Origin of the sequence: Saccharothrix luteola, from assembly GCF_020859565.1 — a bacterium.
GTDB lineage: Bacteria > Actinomycetota > Actinomycetes > Mycobacteriales > Pseudonocardiaceae > Actinosynnema > Actinosynnema luteola.
On record NZ_JAJHUO010000029.1, the window covers coordinates 71,730 to 88,225 of the forward strand.

Annotated in this window: 14 protein-coding genes; 8 read left to right on the plus strand and 6 right to left on the minus strand. The window is 74.2% G+C overall.

The genetic code is table 11. The features are described from left to right. The first annotated feature begins 70 nt into the window (after nucleotides 1-70). From LNK82_RS34950 to LNK82_RS34960, 3 genes are all read left to right on the plus strand, one after another. Nucleotides 71-511, plus strand: coding sequence for a DUF4383 domain-containing protein (locus LNK82_RS34950; RefSeq protein WP_230571202.1), 441 nt, complete (start codon nucleotides 71-73; stop codon nucleotides 509-511). Further along, nucleotides 495-1,133, plus strand: coding sequence for a hypothetical protein (locus tag LNK82_RS34955; protein WP_230571203.1), 639 nt, complete (start codon nucleotides 495-497; stop codon nucleotides 1,131-1,133). Before LNK82_RS34950 ends, LNK82_RS34955 begins: the two co-directional genes overlap by 17 nt. A gap of 194 nt (nucleotides 1,134-1,327) precedes the next feature. After that, nucleotides 1,328-2,917: a S8 family serine peptidase gene (locus LNK82_RS34960; RefSeq protein ID WP_230571204.1), complete on the plus strand. Its 1,590-nt coding sequence runs from the start codon at nucleotides 1,328-1,330 to the stop codon at nucleotides 2,915-2,917. 393 nt (nucleotides 2,918-3,310) lie between these two features. Here the strand turns inward: LNK82_RS34960 and LNK82_RS34965 are convergent, their stop codons facing one another. Both LNK82_RS34965 and LNK82_RS34970 read right to left on the minus strand, forming a co-directional pair. Next, complete coding sequence (locus LNK82_RS34965; RefSeq protein WP_230571205.1) at nucleotides 3,311-3,670, minus strand: DUF2203 domain-containing protein; 360 nt, start codon at nucleotides 3,668-3,670, stop codon at nucleotides 3,311-3,313. 97 nt (nucleotides 3,671-3,767) lie between these two features. Next, a complete protein-coding gene (locus tag LNK82_RS34970) occupies nucleotides 3,768-4,925 on the minus strand; it encodes a glycoside hydrolase family 6 protein (protein ID WP_230571206.1) in 1,158 nt (385 codons plus the stop codon). A 188-nt stretch (nucleotides 4,926-5,113) separates the two neighbouring features. Here LNK82_RS34970 and LNK82_RS34975 point away from each other — a divergent pair, with 188 nt between their 5' ends. Together LNK82_RS34975 and mycP are read left to right on the plus strand one after the other, a co-directional pair. Next, nucleotides 5,114-5,794, plus strand: coding sequence for a bestrophin-like domain (locus tag LNK82_RS34975; protein ID WP_230571207.1), 681 nt, complete (start codon nucleotides 5,114-5,116; stop codon nucleotides 5,792-5,794). Nucleotides 5,795-5,918: 124 nt separating this feature from the next. Further along, complete coding sequence (mycP, locus tag LNK82_RS34980; RefSeq protein WP_230571208.1) at nucleotides 5,919-7,178, plus strand: type VII secretion-associated serine protease mycosin; 1,260 nt, start codon at nucleotides 5,919-5,921, stop codon at nucleotides 7,176-7,178. 73 nt (nucleotides 7,179-7,251) lie between these two features. Here the strand turns inward: mycP and LNK82_RS34985 are convergent, their stop codons facing one another. Both LNK82_RS34985 and LNK82_RS34990 read right to left on the minus strand, forming a co-directional pair. Continuing rightward, complete coding sequence (locus LNK82_RS34985) at nucleotides 7,252-7,548, minus strand: WXG100 family type VII secretion target (RefSeq protein WP_230571209.1); 297 nt, start codon at nucleotides 7,546-7,548, stop codon at nucleotides 7,252-7,254. A gap of 29 nt (nucleotides 7,549-7,577) precedes the next feature. Continuing rightward, nucleotides 7,578-7,907: a WXG100 family type VII secretion target gene (locus tag LNK82_RS34990; protein ID WP_230571210.1), complete on the minus strand. Its 330-nt coding sequence runs from the start codon at nucleotides 7,905-7,907 to the stop codon at nucleotides 7,578-7,580. Between the two features lie 157 nt (nucleotides 7,908-8,064). On the opposite strand from LNK82_RS34990, the gene eccCa reads away from it, so the two are divergent. From eccCa to LNK82_RS35005, 3 genes are read left to right on the plus strand one after another with little or no spacing between them, the layout of a single operon-like run. Further along, the gene (eccCa, locus tag LNK82_RS34995) at nucleotides 8,065-12,012 is read left to right on the plus strand and encodes a type VII secretion protein EccCa (protein WP_230571211.1); all 3,948 of its coding nucleotides are present in this window, start codon (nucleotides 8,065-8,067) and stop codon (nucleotides 12,010-12,012) included. Beyond that, nucleotides 12,009-12,386 (plus strand): hypothetical protein, encoded by a 378-nt coding sequence (locus LNK82_RS35000; protein ID WP_230571212.1) that lies wholly within the window; start codon nucleotides 12,009-12,011, stop codon nucleotides 12,384-12,386. The genes eccCa and LNK82_RS35000 overlap by 4 nt, the downstream gene beginning before the upstream one ends. After that, the gene (locus LNK82_RS35005; protein ID WP_230571277.1) at nucleotides 12,383-13,654 is read left to right on the plus strand and encodes a hypothetical protein; all 1,272 of its coding nucleotides are present in this window, start codon (nucleotides 12,383-12,385) and stop codon (nucleotides 13,652-13,654) included. Before LNK82_RS35000 ends, LNK82_RS35005 begins: the two co-directional genes overlap by 4 nt. A 106-nt stretch (nucleotides 13,655-13,760) precedes the next feature. Here the strand turns inward: LNK82_RS35005 and eccB are convergent, their stop codons facing one another. Both eccB and eccD read right to left on the minus strand, forming a co-directional pair. After that, nucleotides 13,761-15,173: a type VII secretion protein EccB gene (eccB, locus tag LNK82_RS35010; RefSeq protein WP_230571213.1), complete on the minus strand. Its 1,413-nt coding sequence runs from the start codon at nucleotides 15,171-15,173 to the stop codon at nucleotides 13,761-13,763. Nucleotides 15,174-15,176: 3 nt separating this feature from the next. Then, nucleotides 15,177-16,457, minus strand: coding sequence for a type VII secretion integral membrane protein EccD (gene eccD / locus LNK82_RS35015; RefSeq protein WP_230571214.1), 1,281 nt, complete (start codon nucleotides 16,455-16,457; stop codon nucleotides 15,177-15,179). Nucleotides 16,458-16,496 lie beyond the last annotated feature (39 nt).

The window sequence follows — 16,496 nt, forward strand, 5'->3', positions numbered from 1 at the left end:
ACGCGCTGTTTCGAGTGGTCGGCGAGGGGTAGTCGTGCGGGAGCCACCGTCACAGGCGAGGTGATCCGCTATGAGTGCGACCACGCACTTGCCGCACCCGGTCCGCGCGGCGGCGATGGCGGTCGCGATCGTGTTCCTGCTGGTGGGTGTGCTCGGGTTCGTCCCGGGCATCACCACCGGGTTGGACGAGATCACGTTCGCCGGCCCCGGATCCGGCGCGCACCTGATCGGCGTGTTCCACGTGTCCGTGCTGCACAACCTGGTGCACCTGCTGTTCGGCGTGGTGGGCCTGGCGATGGCGCGCACGGCGTCGGCGGCGCGGGCGTTCCTGATCGGTGGCGGCGCGGTGTACCTGGTGCTGTGGCTGTACGGGCTGGTCGTGGACAAGGGGAGCGCGGCGAACTTCGTGCCGGTCGACGCGGCCGACGACTGGCTGCACCTGGGGCTCGGCCTCGGCATGGTGGCGCTGGGCTCGGCGCTGAAGGGCAATCCGCATGCGCGCAGTGCCTGACCTCGTCGAACCCGCCTTCCGCGTGCTCGCCGGCGCGCGGGACGCCAAGGCGTTCCACCCGCGTGGCCGGTGGTTCGACGGCACGGTGACCGTGACGTTCGACCCCGGGCTGCCGCTGCCCGTCGGCGTGACGGAGGTGTCCGGTCGGCTGTCCAAGGGAGTGGGCACGCCGGGTGGCTTGCCCGACGTGCTCGGGTTGGCGTTCCGACTGCCGGGGCCGTGGGACGTGCTGCTGTCCACGTGCGTCGCCCGCGTGCTGCCGCGGCCCGCCCGGACGTGGACCAGCGCCCGGTACGGCAGCATCACCCCGTTCCGCTGGCGCGACCGGCTGGTCTGGCTGGCCGCGGTCCCCGATCACCGTCGGCCGTGCTCGGCGTCGTTGGCCGGACTGCCGGCCGAACTGGGGTTCACGCTCGAGATCGGCGCGCCGTGGCGGCCGGTCGGCAGGCTCGTGGTCCGACCGCAGGACGTCGACCGGGACCTGCCCGCGCTCGACCCGATCCGCCACCGCCCGCCGGGGCTGGACCTGGCGCCGGCGGCCCTCGCCCGGGCGCGGGAGAGGGCTTATCGGGGTAGTCGGCGCGGCCGATCGCCCGATCCGGTGACTGCCCCGGAGGAATGACGGGGGACTGCGCCGGGTAGTCGAGTGGTGACGAGCTGGTCATGGTCCTCCAGGCCGTTGCGCCTCGGGTTCGCGCAGGCCTGCGCGCCGCGTCCGGGTCGTCGGACGTCCGTCGTCACCGGAGGGTTGGTCCACGTGGCCGTCAGTCTTCACCGACACCCCTGCTGGGCGGCCGAGTGAACGGAGAACGACCGATGCGACACGACCGCTCGACCCGACGACGGGTCGTCACCGCAACCCTGGCGACATCGGCCCTGCTGCTGGCCTGCGCGGGCTACGGCCAGGGCCAGGTCGCGGGGTGGCGACCCGAGGGCGACGTCCTCGGCGCCGGCCGGCCGGGCGCGGTGAAGGACAGCTACATCGTCGCGCTGCGGGAGACCGCGGTGAGCGTGCAGCAGACGCCCGCCACGGCGCAGGCCCTGGTCGGCACGTACGGCGGCGAGGTCAAGCGGACTTACACCGCGGCCTTGCGCGGGTTCGCCGCCGCGATGAGCGCGGCGCAGGCGCGCAGGCTGGCCGCCGACCCGGCGGTCGAGTACGTCGAGCAGGACGCCCTCGCGTACGCCACCGACACGCAGGAGAACCCGACGTGGGGCCTGGACCGGGTGGACCAGAAGGACCTGCCGCTGGACAAGAAGTACACCTACAACAGCACCGGCGCGGGCGTGACCGCGTACGTGGTCGACACCGGGATCCAGAAGGAGCACGGCGACTTCGGCGGTCGTGCGGCCGACGGGCACGACTTCATCGACGACGACGCGGAGGCGCAGGACTGCAACGGCCACGGCACGCACGTCGCGGGCACCATCGGGTCGACCACCTACGGTGTGGCCAAGGCCGTGAAGCTGGTCGGCGTGCGGGTGCTCAACTGCCAGGGTTCCGGCCAGTGGTCGCAGGTCATCGGCGGCCTGGACTGGGTGGCGCAGCACGCGGCGAAGCCGGCCGTGGCCAACATGAGCCTCGGTGGAGCGGCGAGCACGGCGGTGGACGACGCGGTGAAGAAGATCGTGGCGGCCGGTGTCACGGTCGCCGTGGCCTCCGGCAACGACAACCGCGACGCGTGCAACACCTCGCCGGCGCGCACCCCGGAAGCGATCACGACCAACGCGACGGACAACACGGACACCCGGTCGTCGTTCTCCAACTTCGGCCGCTGCACGGACATCTTCGCCCCCGGCACCAAGATCACGTCGACGTGGAACGACGGCGGGGAACGCACGATCAACGGCACCTCGATGGCGTCACCGCACGTGGCGGGCGCGGCGGCGTTGTACTTGAGCGCCAACCCCGGTCGTGCCGCGGCCACCCCGGCGGAGGTGGCGAAGGCGTTGATCGACAACGCGACCGATGGCGTGGTCAAGAACTCCGGCCCCGGCACGCCGAACAAGTTGCTGTACACGGGGTTCATCAACGGCGGCGACCCGAACCCGCCGACGTGCAAGGGTGGGACCAACGACGAGGACGTGGCGATCCCGGACGCCGGTGAGGCCGTGACGTCGGAGATCGTGGTGTCCGGGTGCGACGGTCGCGGGACGGCGACGACCTCGGTGAAGGTGGACATCGTGCACCCGTACACCGCTGATCTGGCGGTGGAGCTGGTCGGTCCGAGCGGTGCGGTGTTCGTGCTGCGGAGGTCGGGTGGGGAGAACTCGGCGGACGGGATCCATGAGACGTTCAAGGTGGACACGTCGGCTGAGGAGATGAACGGGACGTGGAAGTTGCGGGTGAAGGACGTGTACACGTACGACACCGGGAAGATCGACGGGTGGGGTATCGCGTTCTGATCCCGGGGGGCTGGTCGGGGTCGACTTTCAGTTGACTGCTTCGGGTTGGGGCCGGCTCGATTCGACCAGCCTATGGCACCCGAACCCATGTCAGATCGGGCCTCGGTGGGGTGGTTCCGGGTCCGTTGTGGTGGTGCGGCGGCGGGATCGGATCGCGGCGTTGTGCGGCAACTTGCCGTTGGCGCTCTGCGTGGCGGCCGGGCGGCTGGTCGTGCACTCGACGTGGCGGGTCGCGGAGTTCCGTCGCTCGCGCCCGGACGAGGTGGTGGGCCGATCGCCGCCGAGCCGCGCGAGTGGTTCGAGGTCGAGTTGGTGTCGCGCGTGGCGGGGTCCTCGCCCTGCGCGAGCGGGAACGGGTCGCTGTTGCGGGGGCGCACCGCAGCGGCTGAGCGGTCAGGGTAGGGGGCGTCGGCCGGCGAACCCGAGGTCCGTCCGGTGGTACCAGTCGAGGCCTTGGTCGCCTTCGATCCAGCACAGCAGTACCGGCACGCCGTCCAGCTCGGACGGGAAGTCGACCAGCAGGGGTGCGAAGCCCTTCAGCTCGGCGCCGGTCGCCTGCACCGTGGTCATCAGGTCGTCCAGCCGGGCCTGCGCCGCCTTCAGCTCGGGCAGGCCGCCGAGATCGGTGGGGCCGCCGCCGTCGAGCGAGGCGGCCAGCTCGGCGGCGTCCGCCCGGACCTCGACGATCTCGGTGAGCACCGGCAGGAGCTTGGTCAGTTCTTCCCGCGCCTCGGGCACGCTGAACACTGTCACCCCTGGTCCGCCGTGATGTCCGTTGCGGACAGGTTACCCGCGGCCAGGGGTTTGCCGGGTCGGGGCCACCAGCGGCCGGTGGCCCCGACGTCGGACGTCAGCGCAGCGGCGGCGAGGCCAGCTCCGCCAGTTCCAGCGCCTGCTCGGGCCACCAGCGCCCGGCGGCCGGGCCGCCCTGGCACTCGCCGTCCGACTCACCGGGGCGCTTGATCCACAGGAACGCGTCCACCAGCGGGACGCCGGTGTTCGCCGTGGGGCGTTCGCCGAGGCCGCGGCCAGGCGGGTTGCACCAGTCGGTCTCGCCCTCGCCGGGCGTGTAGTGGCCGCGGCCGTTGCGGCTGGTGTCCAGCACGAAGTGCGTCATCTTCGGCTTGTGCACGGGCATCGCGTCCAGCACGTCGTTGGCCGGGCAGGTGGTCGCGCCCGCCTTCGTGCGCAGGTGGATGCACTTGGAGACGCGCGTGCCGTACTGCACCAGGTCCTCGGTGAAGCGGTAGTTCGAGGTGTTGAGCGCGAAACCGTCCGCCCGCGTGACGCCGCCCTGGAGCAGGCGGTTGACGATGCCCAGCTGCTGCCGCGGCTCGCCGTAGCCCGCGTCGTAGTCGTTGAGCGCCTGCCACGCGGAGTGCCCGGCGTCGAGGTAGACGCGGGTGTGCTTGCCGCGCTTGAGCGCGTCCACGGCGTGGTTGATCTCGCGGAACCGCTGGGGCACCAGCTCGGCGTCCGGCCCGATCGTGCACCACGGCTCGCTGGTCAGCAGGGCCAAGCCGTCCGGCTCGACGACCACGACCGCCTTCTCGTCACCGATGCCCGCGGCGAACGCGTCGATCCACTCCTTGTACTCCTGCTCGCTGCGCGCGCCGCCCGCGGACCACTGCGAGCAGTCCCGGTAGGGCACGAAGTACGCCACGAGCACCGGCACCTGGTCCTTGGCCCGCGCGGCGCGCACGACGTCGCGCACGTTCTGCCGCACCTGCTCCGCGCCGGCCGTGGTGAACCAGATCGCGGTCGGCTGCGCGGCCAGGTCCGCCATCAGGTCGGCGTCCGCGGTGCGCCCCTCGGCTCGCCACTGCTCGGCCTGCCGCGCGGCGTTGCTGTCCGGTTCGACGTAGAACGCCGTGCCCTTGGGCAGGTGCGGCGGTCCCGAAGCCGTCACCGTCCCCTGCGCTCCGGCGCCGCTCACGCCGATCAACACGCACGCCGCGGTCGCCGCCAGGGTCAGCCCGACGCGCCGTCGTCTCGGTCCGTTGTTCACTCGTCCGCTCCTCACGGAAGCGCTGCCTGGGAGCGCTCCCAACCGGCCGCAAGCATGCGTCCTGATGAGCTGCATCACAACCCCCGGTCACGCGTGCGGGCACCGTTTCGTGATGCGGTCGTTACCTGGACGGGTGGTTGTGGTCGTTCGGTTTGTGGGCGACCAGGGCCGGATCTACCTCTGGACCGGTGATCACCACCGTTGTGGCCGCGGTCTGCGCGCTGGCCCTGGGCCTGTTCTTCACCTGGTTGTTGAAGCGCCGCCGCCACATCGAGCCCGGCGAGCCGATCACGAACAGCGACCTGACCAGCCCGATGGAGACGCCGGCGGTGCTACTCCTGGCGTTCGTGCTGGTGGTGGCCGCCGAGTCGTACAGCGCGGCGGACGAGGCGGCGCGCGTCGAGGCCAACGTCGTCGACCACTTCTTCGAGGTCTCCGAGTTCGCGCCGGAGCCCGCCGCGCGGGTGTTGCAGGGCTCCACCGTCTGCTACGCCCGCGCCGTGCCGGCCCACGAGTGGCCGAACATGGAGGAGGGCAGCGGCACGTCGCCCAAGCCGAGCGTCTGGAGCACCCGGTTCCGCGCGGTGTTCGAGGAGATCGGGGCGGCGGACCCCGTGTTCGAGACCCTGGTCGAGATGGACGCGCGGCGTTCGGAGGCGCGCAGCGAGCGGGTGGCGCAGTCGGTGCCCGCGATCCTGGAGATCCTCTACTGGTTCATGGTGATCACGCTCGCGGTCACCGTGATGGCGTTCGCGTTCAACCTGCCCGCGCGCAAGCGCGCGGTGGAGGTCGCCACGCTGGTGGTGCTCACCACGCTGTTCACCTTGCGCCTGCTGCTCATCCGGGACGTCGACCGGCGAGTCGGGTGACGTGCGCCCGGGGGCCTGAAAGGGCGGTTCGGCTGCTCGGTGCGGCGGTGCCCATGTCGTCTGGTGCGTGGCCGTTTCCGGCCAGGGGGGAACCGGTCACGGGCCCGGTGCCGACGATGGGCCCGTGAGACGACTCAGCGCCGCGCTCGCGGCCGTCGCGTTCGTGGCACTGTCCACACCGGACGCCCACGCCGCGCCGCCGCCGGGCGCCTGCCGCGACCCCGAGCCCGCGCGACCGCCGATCAAGGAGCTGCCCTGGGCGCACCAGGCGCTCGACGTGACGCGGGCGTGGCCGCACAGCACCGGCGGCGGCGTGCTCGTCGCCGTCGTGGACACCGGGGTCGACCGCGACCACCCGCAGCTGGGCGCGGCGGGGAAGGTGGCGCGCGGCGAGGACTTCTACCTGGTCGGCGACCTGCCCGGCGACTTCGACTGCGGTTCGCACGGCACCGCGGTGGCGAGCATCATCGCCGCCGACCCGGTGGCGGGCGTCGGCTTCCACGGTGTCGCGCCCGGTGCGCGGGTGCTGCCGGTGCGGGTCGCGGACCGGGACCTGGACGACACGGGCGCGGTGAACGCGCTCGACCCCGTCGTGCTGGCGCGTGGCATCCGGTACGCCGCCGACCAGGGCGCGAAGGTGATCAACCTGTCGATGTCCGGGCAGGAGGACAACAAGGACGTGCGGGACGCCGTGGCGCACGCGGTGGCGAAGGACGCGGTCGTGGTGGCCGCGGTGGGGAACCGGCAGCAGGACGGCGACGCCCGGCTCGCGTCGTTCCCGGCCGCGTACGACGGTGTGCTCGGCGTCGGCGCGATCGACATCGCGGGCGACCGGGTGCCCGGCTCGCAGCTCGGTGACTACGTCGACCTGGTCGCGCCGGGCAAGGAGGTGGCCGGTGCGACCAGGGCCGGCGGGCACTCCTACTGGCAGGGCACGAGCTTCGCCGCGCCGTTCGTCGCGGGCACGGCCGCGCTGGTGCGGGCGGTGTGGCCGGAGCTGACCGCGCCGGAGGTGGCGCGTCGGCTGCTGGCCACGGCGAGCCCGGCCCGCGGTGAGGCCGCCGCGTACGGCGTCGGCGTGGTCAACCCGTACCGCGCGGTCACCGACGGGCTGTCCGCGGCGCAGCCTGAGGTGATGCCGGTGGTGGTCAAGCCGGTCGAGGACGTCGGCGCGGCACGGGAACGGGCGTGGTGGCGTGCCGCGGTGGCGGACGCGCGCCGGCACGTCGTAGTGGCCGCCGGGGCGGTGGCCGCCGCGGGCGTGCTCGCGTTCGTGCTGGTCAACGGCCGCCGTCGGCGGTGGACGCCGACCAGGCTCGACCCGTTGCCCGGCGGGCCGCCCCCGGCGGAGGTGCCGGACCAGGTGTTCCTGTTCACCCGCTGAGCCCGGGAAAGGCCGTTGAGCAGCGGAGAAGGCCCCGACGCCGGTGGGCGTCGGGGCCTTCTCGCGTACCTGCTCAGATCCCCGTGCTGCCGACCCGTGCCACGGCCGAGCCGAGCGCCTGCTGGAGTTCGGCGTTGGCCTTGTCCACGCCGCCGCGCAGCGCCTGGAGCATGGCCTGCTGCGCGGTCGAGACCTGGTGCCACGCGGCGCTGATCTCGCTGAACTGGCCACCGGCCTGGTCGAGCCAGTCCGCGGAGGTGGCGCCGGCGGTGGTGCGCCAGGTGTCCATCTCCTGCTCGACCCTGGCGACCGTCGAGGCGATCTGCGCGGCGAGCCCTTCGAGCTGGGCGAAGTTGCCCTTGATGAGCATGTCGTTCCTCTCCTGGTCCGGCCCGGCGGTCAGCCGAGCGCGCCGCCGAACGGGCTCGCGCCCTGCACGGCGTTCAGCCCGGACGCCGAGGCCTGGTCGGCGTTGAGGTAGGTGTTCGAGGAGAACCTGGTGTTCTCGCCGAGGCTGTTGAGCGCGGTGGTGAGCCGGGCGATGCCCGCCTCCCACTGGGCGTGCGCGGAGTCGAACGCGGGCCGCGCGGTGCCCTCCCACGCGCCCTTGAGCGCGTCCACGGTCGGACGCAGCGACGCCCGGTGCCCTTCGATGTCACCGGACACGGTGGCCGCCATCGCGGCGGCGCGCTCCAGTGTCTCGGTGACACCGTGAAGTTGGTCCTGCACTCCGGTTCTCCTTTCCCCTGGTTGCCGGTCGGCGCTGCCAAGCGAACCGCGCGGACCCGGGGCGGCGGCGGGAGGCGGCACGTTCCTGCCACCACCGCCCGCCGACCGCCCGCCCGGCACCACCATCGGTCCCGACACCGAAGAAGGGGGAGCCGGCGTGGCGACCGTGGTGGTGACGAGGCCCCGACGCAGGCCCGCGCCGGAGATGCCGTCCGGCGAGCTCGTGCTGGAGGCGCCGCCCGAACTGCCCGAGCCCGCCGCCCGCGCGTGGACGCAACTGGTCGTGGTGCTGCCGATGGTGGCGATCATGGCGGCGATGCTGCTGGTGTTCGGCGGCGGCACGACCGGCGCGCTGCGGTTCGTCGTCTTCGGGCTCTTCGGCGTGGCGATGCTCGCGATGGTGCTGGTGTCGTTGCTGAACAACAGCGGTCCGAGCAAGCGGGAGATGGCGCACGCGCGGCGGTCGTACCTGCGGCAGCTGGCGCAGCACCGGGTGCGGGTCACCCGGTCGATCCGCCGCCAGCGCGACGCGCTGGCCCACCTGCACCCCGAGCCGGACGCGCTGCTCACGCTCGCCGCGTCGGACCGGCGGTGGGAGAGGCGCCGGTCCGACGCGGACTTCGCCGTCGTGCGCGTCGGACTCGGCCCGCAGAGCCCGGCACTGGACCTCGTGCCGCCGGACACCGTGCCGCTCGAGCGGCTGGAACCGTTGTCCGCCTTGGCGTTGCGGCGGTTCCTGACCACCTACGCGACCGTGGCCGACCTGCCGCTGGCGCTGGCGCTGGCGGGGTTCGGCGTGATCCACGTGGGCGGCGACCGGGACCGCGCGGCGGCGTTGGCGCGGGCGGTGCTGGCGCAGCTGGCAGTGTTGCAGGCGCCGGACGACGTGCTGGTGGCGGTGTGCGCGGACGACGCCCGGCGGCCGTCGTGGGAGTGGGTCAAGTGGCTGCCGCACGCCCTGCACCCCGACCGCGCCGACGCGGTGGGACCGGTGCGACTGGTCACCTCGGGCGTGGTCGCGCTGGAGGCGTTGCTGGACGACCTGCTCGCCGACCGGCCCCGGTTCGACCCGGACGGTGCGCGCGGCACGGCCGGGCCGCACCTGGTGGTGGTGCTGGACGGCGGTGCGGTCGCGGGCTCGGACCACCTGATGACCGGCGGCGGTGTCGAGGGCGTGACCGTGCTGGACCTGTCGTCGCCGCTGCCGCGCGTGCCGGAGCGGGGGACGTTGGCGTTGGAGGTCTCCGGGGACGGCGTGCTGAGCGCCCGGACGGTGGAGGGCGACGTCGAGCTGGGGCGCGCCGACGTGCTCGACCGGCCGTCCGCCGAGGCGCTGGCCCGTGAGCTGGCCCCGTTGCGGCTGACCGCGGGCAGCGCCGGCGAGCAGCCGCTGGCGGGCGACACCGGGTTGGAGGACCTGCTCGACCTGGGCGAGGTGTACTCGTACGAGCCGGGGGAGAACTGGCAGCCGCGGCCCAACCGGGACCGGCTGCGCATCCTGTTCGGCATCCGCGAGGACGGCACGCCGGTCGAGCTGGACCTGAAGGAGTCCGCGCAGGACGGCATGGGGCCGCACGGGCTGCTCATCGGCGCGACCGGGTCGGGCAAGAGCGAGCTGCTGCGCACCCTGGTGCTGGGGCTGGCGCTGACGCACCCGCCCGAGTCGCTGAACTTCGCGTTGATCGACTTCAAGGGCGGCGCGACGTTCGCGACCCTGGACCGGTTGCCGCACACCAGCGCGGTGATCACCAACCTGGTCGACGAGCTGCCGCTGGTCGACCGGATGGCCGACGCGGTGAACGGCGAGCTGGTGCGCCGGCAGGAACTGCTGCGCGCGGCGGGCAACTTCGCCTCGCTGCGCGACTACGACCGGGCACGTGCGGCCGGCGCGCCGCTGCCCGAGGTGCCGACGCTGCTGGTGGTGTGCGACGAGTTCAGCGAGCTGCTGTCGGCCAAGCCCGACTTCGTGGACATCTTCGTGCAGATCGGGCGGTTGGGCCGGTCGCTCGGCGTGCACCTGCTGCTGGCCAGCCAGCGGCTGGAGGAGGGCCGGTTGCGCGGGCTCGACACGCACCTGTCGTACCGGATCGGCCTGCGCACGTTCTCCGAGCTGGAGAGCCGGACCGTGCTGGGCGTCACGGACGCGTTCAGCCTGCCCCGGGCGCCCGGCCACGGTTACCTGAAGTTCGGCACGGAGCCGATGGTGCGGTTCCGGTCGGCGTACGTGTCGGGTGTGCACCGCAGGCCCGGGACAGGTGTCGCGACGGGCTCGGTGGACGTGCCGGGGATGGCGCTGTTCACCACCGACTACGCGGCGCCGCCCGTCGTGCCCGTGGCGGACCCGGTGGACGAGGACGCGGTGGGTGAGAGCCTGCTGGACATCCTGGTCGACCGGTTGGCCGGCCGCGGCACTCCCGCGCACCAGGTGTGGCTGCCGCCGCTGGACGAATCGTCCACTTTGGACGAGCTGTTGGGCGAGCTGGGCGCCGATCCCGTGCGCGGGCTGTGCCCGGTCGACGCCCGGCGCAACGGCGGGCTGCACGCGGTGGTGGGGCTGGTGGACCGGCCGTTCGAGCAGCGGCGCGACCTGCTGGAGCTCGACCTGTCCGGTGCGGCCGGGCACGTGCTGGTGGTCGGCGGCCCGCGCAGCGGGCGCAGCACGGCGTTGCGGACGGTGGTGGCGAGCCTGGCGTTGACCCACACGCCGGCGGAGGCGCAGTTCTACTGCCTGGACTTCGGTGGCGGGCTGCTGGGCGCGTTGCGCGGGCTGCCGCACGTCGGCGGGGTGGCGGGCCGGCAGCAGGCCAGTGCCGTGCGGCGGACCGTGGCCGAGGTGTCCGCGGTGCTGGAGCGGCGGGAGCGGCTGTTCGCCGAGCACGACGTGGACGGCATCGCGGGGTTCCGGGCGCTGCGGCGCCAGGGGCGGTTCGCGGACGAGCCGCACGGCGACGTGTTCCTGGTGATCGACGGCTGGCAGACGTTGCGCAAGGAGTTCGAGGACCTGGAGGACGTGGTCTCCGACATCGCGACGCGCGGGCTGTCGTTCGGGGTGCACGTGGTGGGCGCGTGCGCGCGGCCGTTCGACCTGCGGCCGGGGATCCGGGACCTGTTCGGCAGCCGGTTGGAGCTGCGGTTGGGCGACCCGATGGACAGCGTGGTGGACCGGCGGAGCGCGGCGGCGGTGCCCGAGGGCGCGCCGGGGCGCGGCATCACGCCGGGCAAGCACCACCTGCTGGTGGCGCTGCCGCGGATCGACGGGCAGTCCGATGTGGACAGCGCGACTCCCGCGCTCGGCGACTTGGTGGACGCGGTGGCCGCGGCCTGGCCGGGCGCGCCGGCGCCCCCGGTGCGGTTGCTGCCCGGACGGGTGGCGGAGGCCGACCTGCCGGCGGTCGACGCGGACCTGCGGTTCGCGATCGGCGTGGCCGAGCACGACCTGGGGCCGGTGCACCTGGACTTCGCGGCCGACGCCCACTTCCTGGTGCTGGGCGACGCGGAGTCCGGCAAGACGTCGTTCCTGCGGTTGCTCGCCCGGCGGATCGTGGCCAACCGCACGCCCGAGCAGGCCAGGCTGCTGGTGGTGGACCACCGGCGCGGCCTGGTCGGCGACGTGCCGGACACGCACCTGCTCGGCTTCGGCGGTGACACGACGACCACCGCGCACCTGATGTCGGAGGCGGCGCGGGCGATGGCGGCGCGGCTGCCGGGCCCGGACGTGACGGCGGAGCGGTTGCGCGCGCGGAACTGGTGGACCGGGCCCGAGCTGTTCGTGCTGGTCGACGACTACGACCTGGTCGCGACCGGCTTGGACAATCCGCTGCTGGCGCTGCTGCCGTACCTGCCGCAGGGACGTGACATCGGGCTGCACGTCGTGCTCACGCGGCGGACCGGTGGCGCGGGGCGCGCGCTGTTCGAGACGTTCGTCGCCAGGCTGCGCGACGTCGGTTCGCCGGGGCTGATGTTGTCCGGCGACCGCAACGAGGGGCCGCTGCTCGGCGGTCTCAAGCCCGAGCCGCTGCCACCGGGGCGCGGCCGGCTGGTCGACCGGCGGCGCGCGCCGTCGCTGGTGCAAGTGGCAGATCCGGACCGAGGGAGCGATCAGTGATCGAGGGGATGACCGAGGACATGGCCGCGTTCCGGCCGCGTCCGTTGGACCTGACGAGAGTGGCGCCGTACGCCGCGCCGGGCGGGTGCGGCGGAGGTGTGCCGGAGTGCTCGCCGTTCCGCACGGCCGACGAGGCGTCGACCACCGCGCTGACCACGTACCTGACCGCCGTGGACCAGGAGTTGGCCCGGTGCCGGGAGATCGCGGTGGCGTGCGCCGACGACTACCTGCGCGCGGACGGCGCCGGGGCGCAGGCGCTGGTCCGGGCGGGCGAGACCGCGCCGCTGGGGCCCGCGCCGGTGTTCGCCGAGGCGGCCCGTCGGTCCCGCGCCGTCCGTCGTGGGCCGAACGAGGAGTTGGAGGCGCTGGCATGAGCTACGCGGGGATGTCGCTGGAGAAGATGGCCGAGATGGTGCGCAACGAGGTCAGCCACGTGCCGCGGTTGCGGCGGGCGAGCCGGATGTGGCGGGAGGCGCGGGACGAGCTGGCGTTGTCCGGCGAGTCGCTGCGCCGTGAGATCGCCACGCTGGCTCCACAGTGGACGGACCAGGCCGGTGACCTGTTCGCGGCGCGGGCGGCCGAGGCGGAGCGCGGGATGGCCGAGTGGGTCGCGCGGATCGACTCGGCGCAGCCGTGGGTGGCGTTGGACGAGCTCGCGAAGGACATCCCGGAGGCGAAGGAGTTCATCGAGCTGCTCCTGGCGACGCAGAAGCAGCTGATGGCCGCGGTCAACTCGGCGGGCGCCGGGTCGGTCGAGGGGCAGTACGCGGAGTTGCAGCGGCGGGCGGCGGCGCGGATGCAGGTGCTGGCCCGGTTCTTCACGGAGGCGACGAGCGCCGTCCAGGAGGCCGGGCAGGGCGCGGGCGTCACGTCGGCGGGCGGTGGCGGCGGTCCTGAGGCGGCCGGTGGCGGCCCGGGTGGTGGTGCGGCCGGTGGCCCCGGTGGTGGTCCGGCGGGTGGTCCTGCCGGTGGTGCGGCGGGTGGCGCGGCCGGTGGTGCCGCGGGCGGTGCGGCTGGTGGCGCGGCGGCTGGTGGCGCGGCTGGTGGTCCGGCCCTGTCCGGTGGCGCGGTGGTGCCGCCGACGTTGCCGTCCGCGCCGTCGGTCGACGTGCCGCAGGCCCGTCCGTCCACGGCGCTGCCGCAGCTCCCCGTCGCGCCGCCGGTGGGCACGCCGGGCGTCTCGACGGCGTTGTCCGCACGTGGTGTCGGCGGGCGCGGTATCGGAGGGGCGGGCCTGACCGGTCAGTCGGGCGTGCCGATGATCCCCCGGGCGGCGAAGCCGGGCACCCTCTCGGCCGCCGCCCTGACCCCGCCGCCGCCACCCGCGTTGCCGGCGGCGGGCGGGGCGTCGACGTCCCAGCCGACGACGCGGGGCGGCGTGCCGCCGATGGTGCCGCCGATGTCGGGCGCGGCGCAGCCCGCTTCCGGCAAGCCGAAGCCGGGCGAGGCCCAGCGCCCGCCGGCGGGTCGGGGACGGCACCGCGTCGGTACGCCGGGAGTGCCGGAGACGTTGCGGGGCAGGGTGAACACGGGTGGTGTGCTGCCGACCCGGACCGACCGGCGTCGGACCGCGGAGGCGGAGGCGCTGGACGAGGAGCTGTGGCAGACGGAGGGGCCGAGGTCGCCCCTGACCGGCCGCTGACCCGGGACGCACCGCACCGCCCGTCGCCACGAGCGACGGGCGGTGCGGTGTCTTGTCGTCGGGACTCGGGTCCGGCGGTCGGGTCGAGGGGGGGTGTCCAGCGGACTCAGGTCGTTCGGCGGAGGGCGGCGGCCGGGTCCAGCGGGGAGCCGTGCGGCACGCGGGAGACCAGGCTCACCGGCAGGCGCACGGGCGTGATGTCCTTGTACCCCAGCACTTCCAGCAGTTCGCGGCTCGCCAGCGAGTGGGCCCGGCCCTGGTCGGTCACCAGCGCCACCGTGCCCACGGGCGCGTCGGGACCCGGCATCACCTCGACCACCGCCGCCCGGCCGGGTGGCACCACGACGCGGTCGGCGAGCGGCGTCCCCGTTCCGGTGCGCCGGGCGGTGGCGGTCATCAGGGGATCGGGGGCCGGCAGGTCGGGGCCCACCACGAGGGTGGGCGGCGAACCCTCGCCGTCGAACTCCGCGCACACCGCCGAGCCGTCCACCGCGGCGAACTCCGGCCGCGCGGTGGGCGGCTTGCCCGGCCCGGTCGCCACCGGCGGCCCCTGCTTCGCCTGCCCCGCCACCACGAGACCGAGCGGGATGCCGACCGGCTGCCCGCCGTCGTAGGCCTGGGCGGTCGGCGGGAAGGCCCGTTGGACGTCGTACTGCAACTCCGAGATCGGCCTCAGCGCCTCCGCCTCGGTCAGGTAGTGCTGGACCTCGCCACCGGACGTCTCGACCACCAGCAACTGGCCGATCCGCGCCCCCGGCACCGCCTTGGACGCCGCACCGGTGTCCGGCAACGCGATCGGCGCGATCGGCTCGCCCGCCGGCAGCACGTCGACCAGCGCCGAACCGACCCTGGCCCGCGGCTGCGACCGCAGCGCCAGCCCCACCGCCACCGTGTCGGCCTCCTTGATCCGGTGCCGGAAACCACGCAGCAGCAGGTACTGGTCACCGGTGTCCGGCACCTCGACCAACAGCGCTTCCGACGCCAGCGGCCGCCCGCCCGGGACGTCACCGCCGACGACGAGCACCGAGTCGTTCACGGTGGCGCCGGTGACGTCCGGCCGGGGTTGGGAGCACATCGTCCAGCCGCCGGTGAGCAGCCGGGCCGGACCGGGCAGTGAGTCGGGCGCGTCCTCGATCCCGATCCGCGGACCGCGCGGCACACCGGCCAACGACTCGCGCGACACCGCGCGCGTGTCCGCGTGCTTGCCCAACGCCAGCAACGCCGACACGTAGTTCGCCACCGGGTGCAGCCGACCGTCCAGGTACACGTGCCGCGCGCCGGTCTCCTCCTCCACCACCACGAACTCGCCGCGCCACGCCGTGCTCCCGCCCGGCGACACCATCCCGTACACCCCGAACCCCGCCAGCACGACCACCGCGATCGCGATGCTCCCGAACGCCGCCACCACCGACCGGCGGAACGGCGGCTGCTCGGGATCGCTCTCGCCGGTGACCAGCGCCGACACCACGCGTTGCAGCAGGAACTGCTGCGCCTGCACCTGATCCCGGTTGGACGCCACGCCTCAGCCCCCCAACCCGCGCAGGTACCCGTACAGACCGAGCACCGCGCACACCACCGGCACCACCGCGATCACCACGACGACCTCCAGCAGCTCCGCGTAGCGCGACAACCGCGCGTTCCGCTCCACCCTGGCCAGACCCACCACCAGCACCAGCGCCCCGATCCCGATCACCGCCGGTCCCGTGGGCAGACCCGCCAGCACCGCGAGGCCGGCGCCGAGCAGCGGCCCCCGCTGCCGCACCGCCGGGTACAGCCGGGCGCGCAGCAACAGCCCCACCCCGAGCACTCCCAGCAGCACGAGCGCCCACACGTCACCGCGCGTCAGCAGGACCGCGCACGCCACCACCACGACCGCGCAGCCCGCGAGCATCCCGGTCAGCAGCCCGTCGGCACGCACCACCGCCTCGCGCACCGCCGCACGCGCCGGTCGCGGCGGGTCGGCGAGCAGGTCGGCGGGCGTGCGCGGCAACGTCGGCAACGGCACCCGGCCCAGCCGGATCGCCAACGGCGCGCACAGCGGCGAGAACACCAGCGCCGCCCCCGCGACCACCGCCGCCGCTTCGACGCCGGTCAGCACGTCCGCCGCCAACCACGCGCCGCCCACGCCGAGCAGCGCCGCCGTCACCGCGCCGGTGAACCACGTCGCCTGCTCCGCCACCCCGATCAACGCGAGCACCGCCGCCACCGCCACCGCCGCGCACGCCGTCAGCACGTGGGGCGCGCCGAGGCCCGGTCCGGCGCCGACGAACAGCACGCCGCCGAGCCCCGCGAACGGCAACGCCGTCGCCGCCACGACCGCACCCGCACCCGCGTCGCCGAACGCCCGCGCGCACGTGACGCCCGCCGTCACCAGCAGCGCGGCCAGACCCCACGACCACCACGGCGAACCCAGGGCCGCCATCGGCACGACGCCGAGCAGCACCAGCAGCCCGCCCGCGAGCAGACCGGCCCGCCGGGTGTGCCGGGGACCCCACGTGCGGCCGAGACCGGACGCGATCACGTCGACCAGGTCGTCGTACTCCAGCTCCGGCCACTCCGTGCGGCGGTGCGCCAGGTGCAGCACCTCGCCGTCGCGCACGCGGTGCGCGGCGAACGTGCGGCCGAGTTCCAGCGGGGTCCCGTCGGGTCTGCGCAGCAGCCAGCCGTCGTCGGCGGGAGGTTCGCCCGCGTGCTTCACCAGTCCCGGCAGCACTTCGGCGACCGACGAGTGCTCGGGCAGCGCCAAGTCGATGCGCCGGTGGGGTGCGGCGATCGTCACCCGCACCAGCCCTGTGGTGTTCATGCGCGTCACGATGGACCGGCCGTGCCGCCCGTGGTGGTC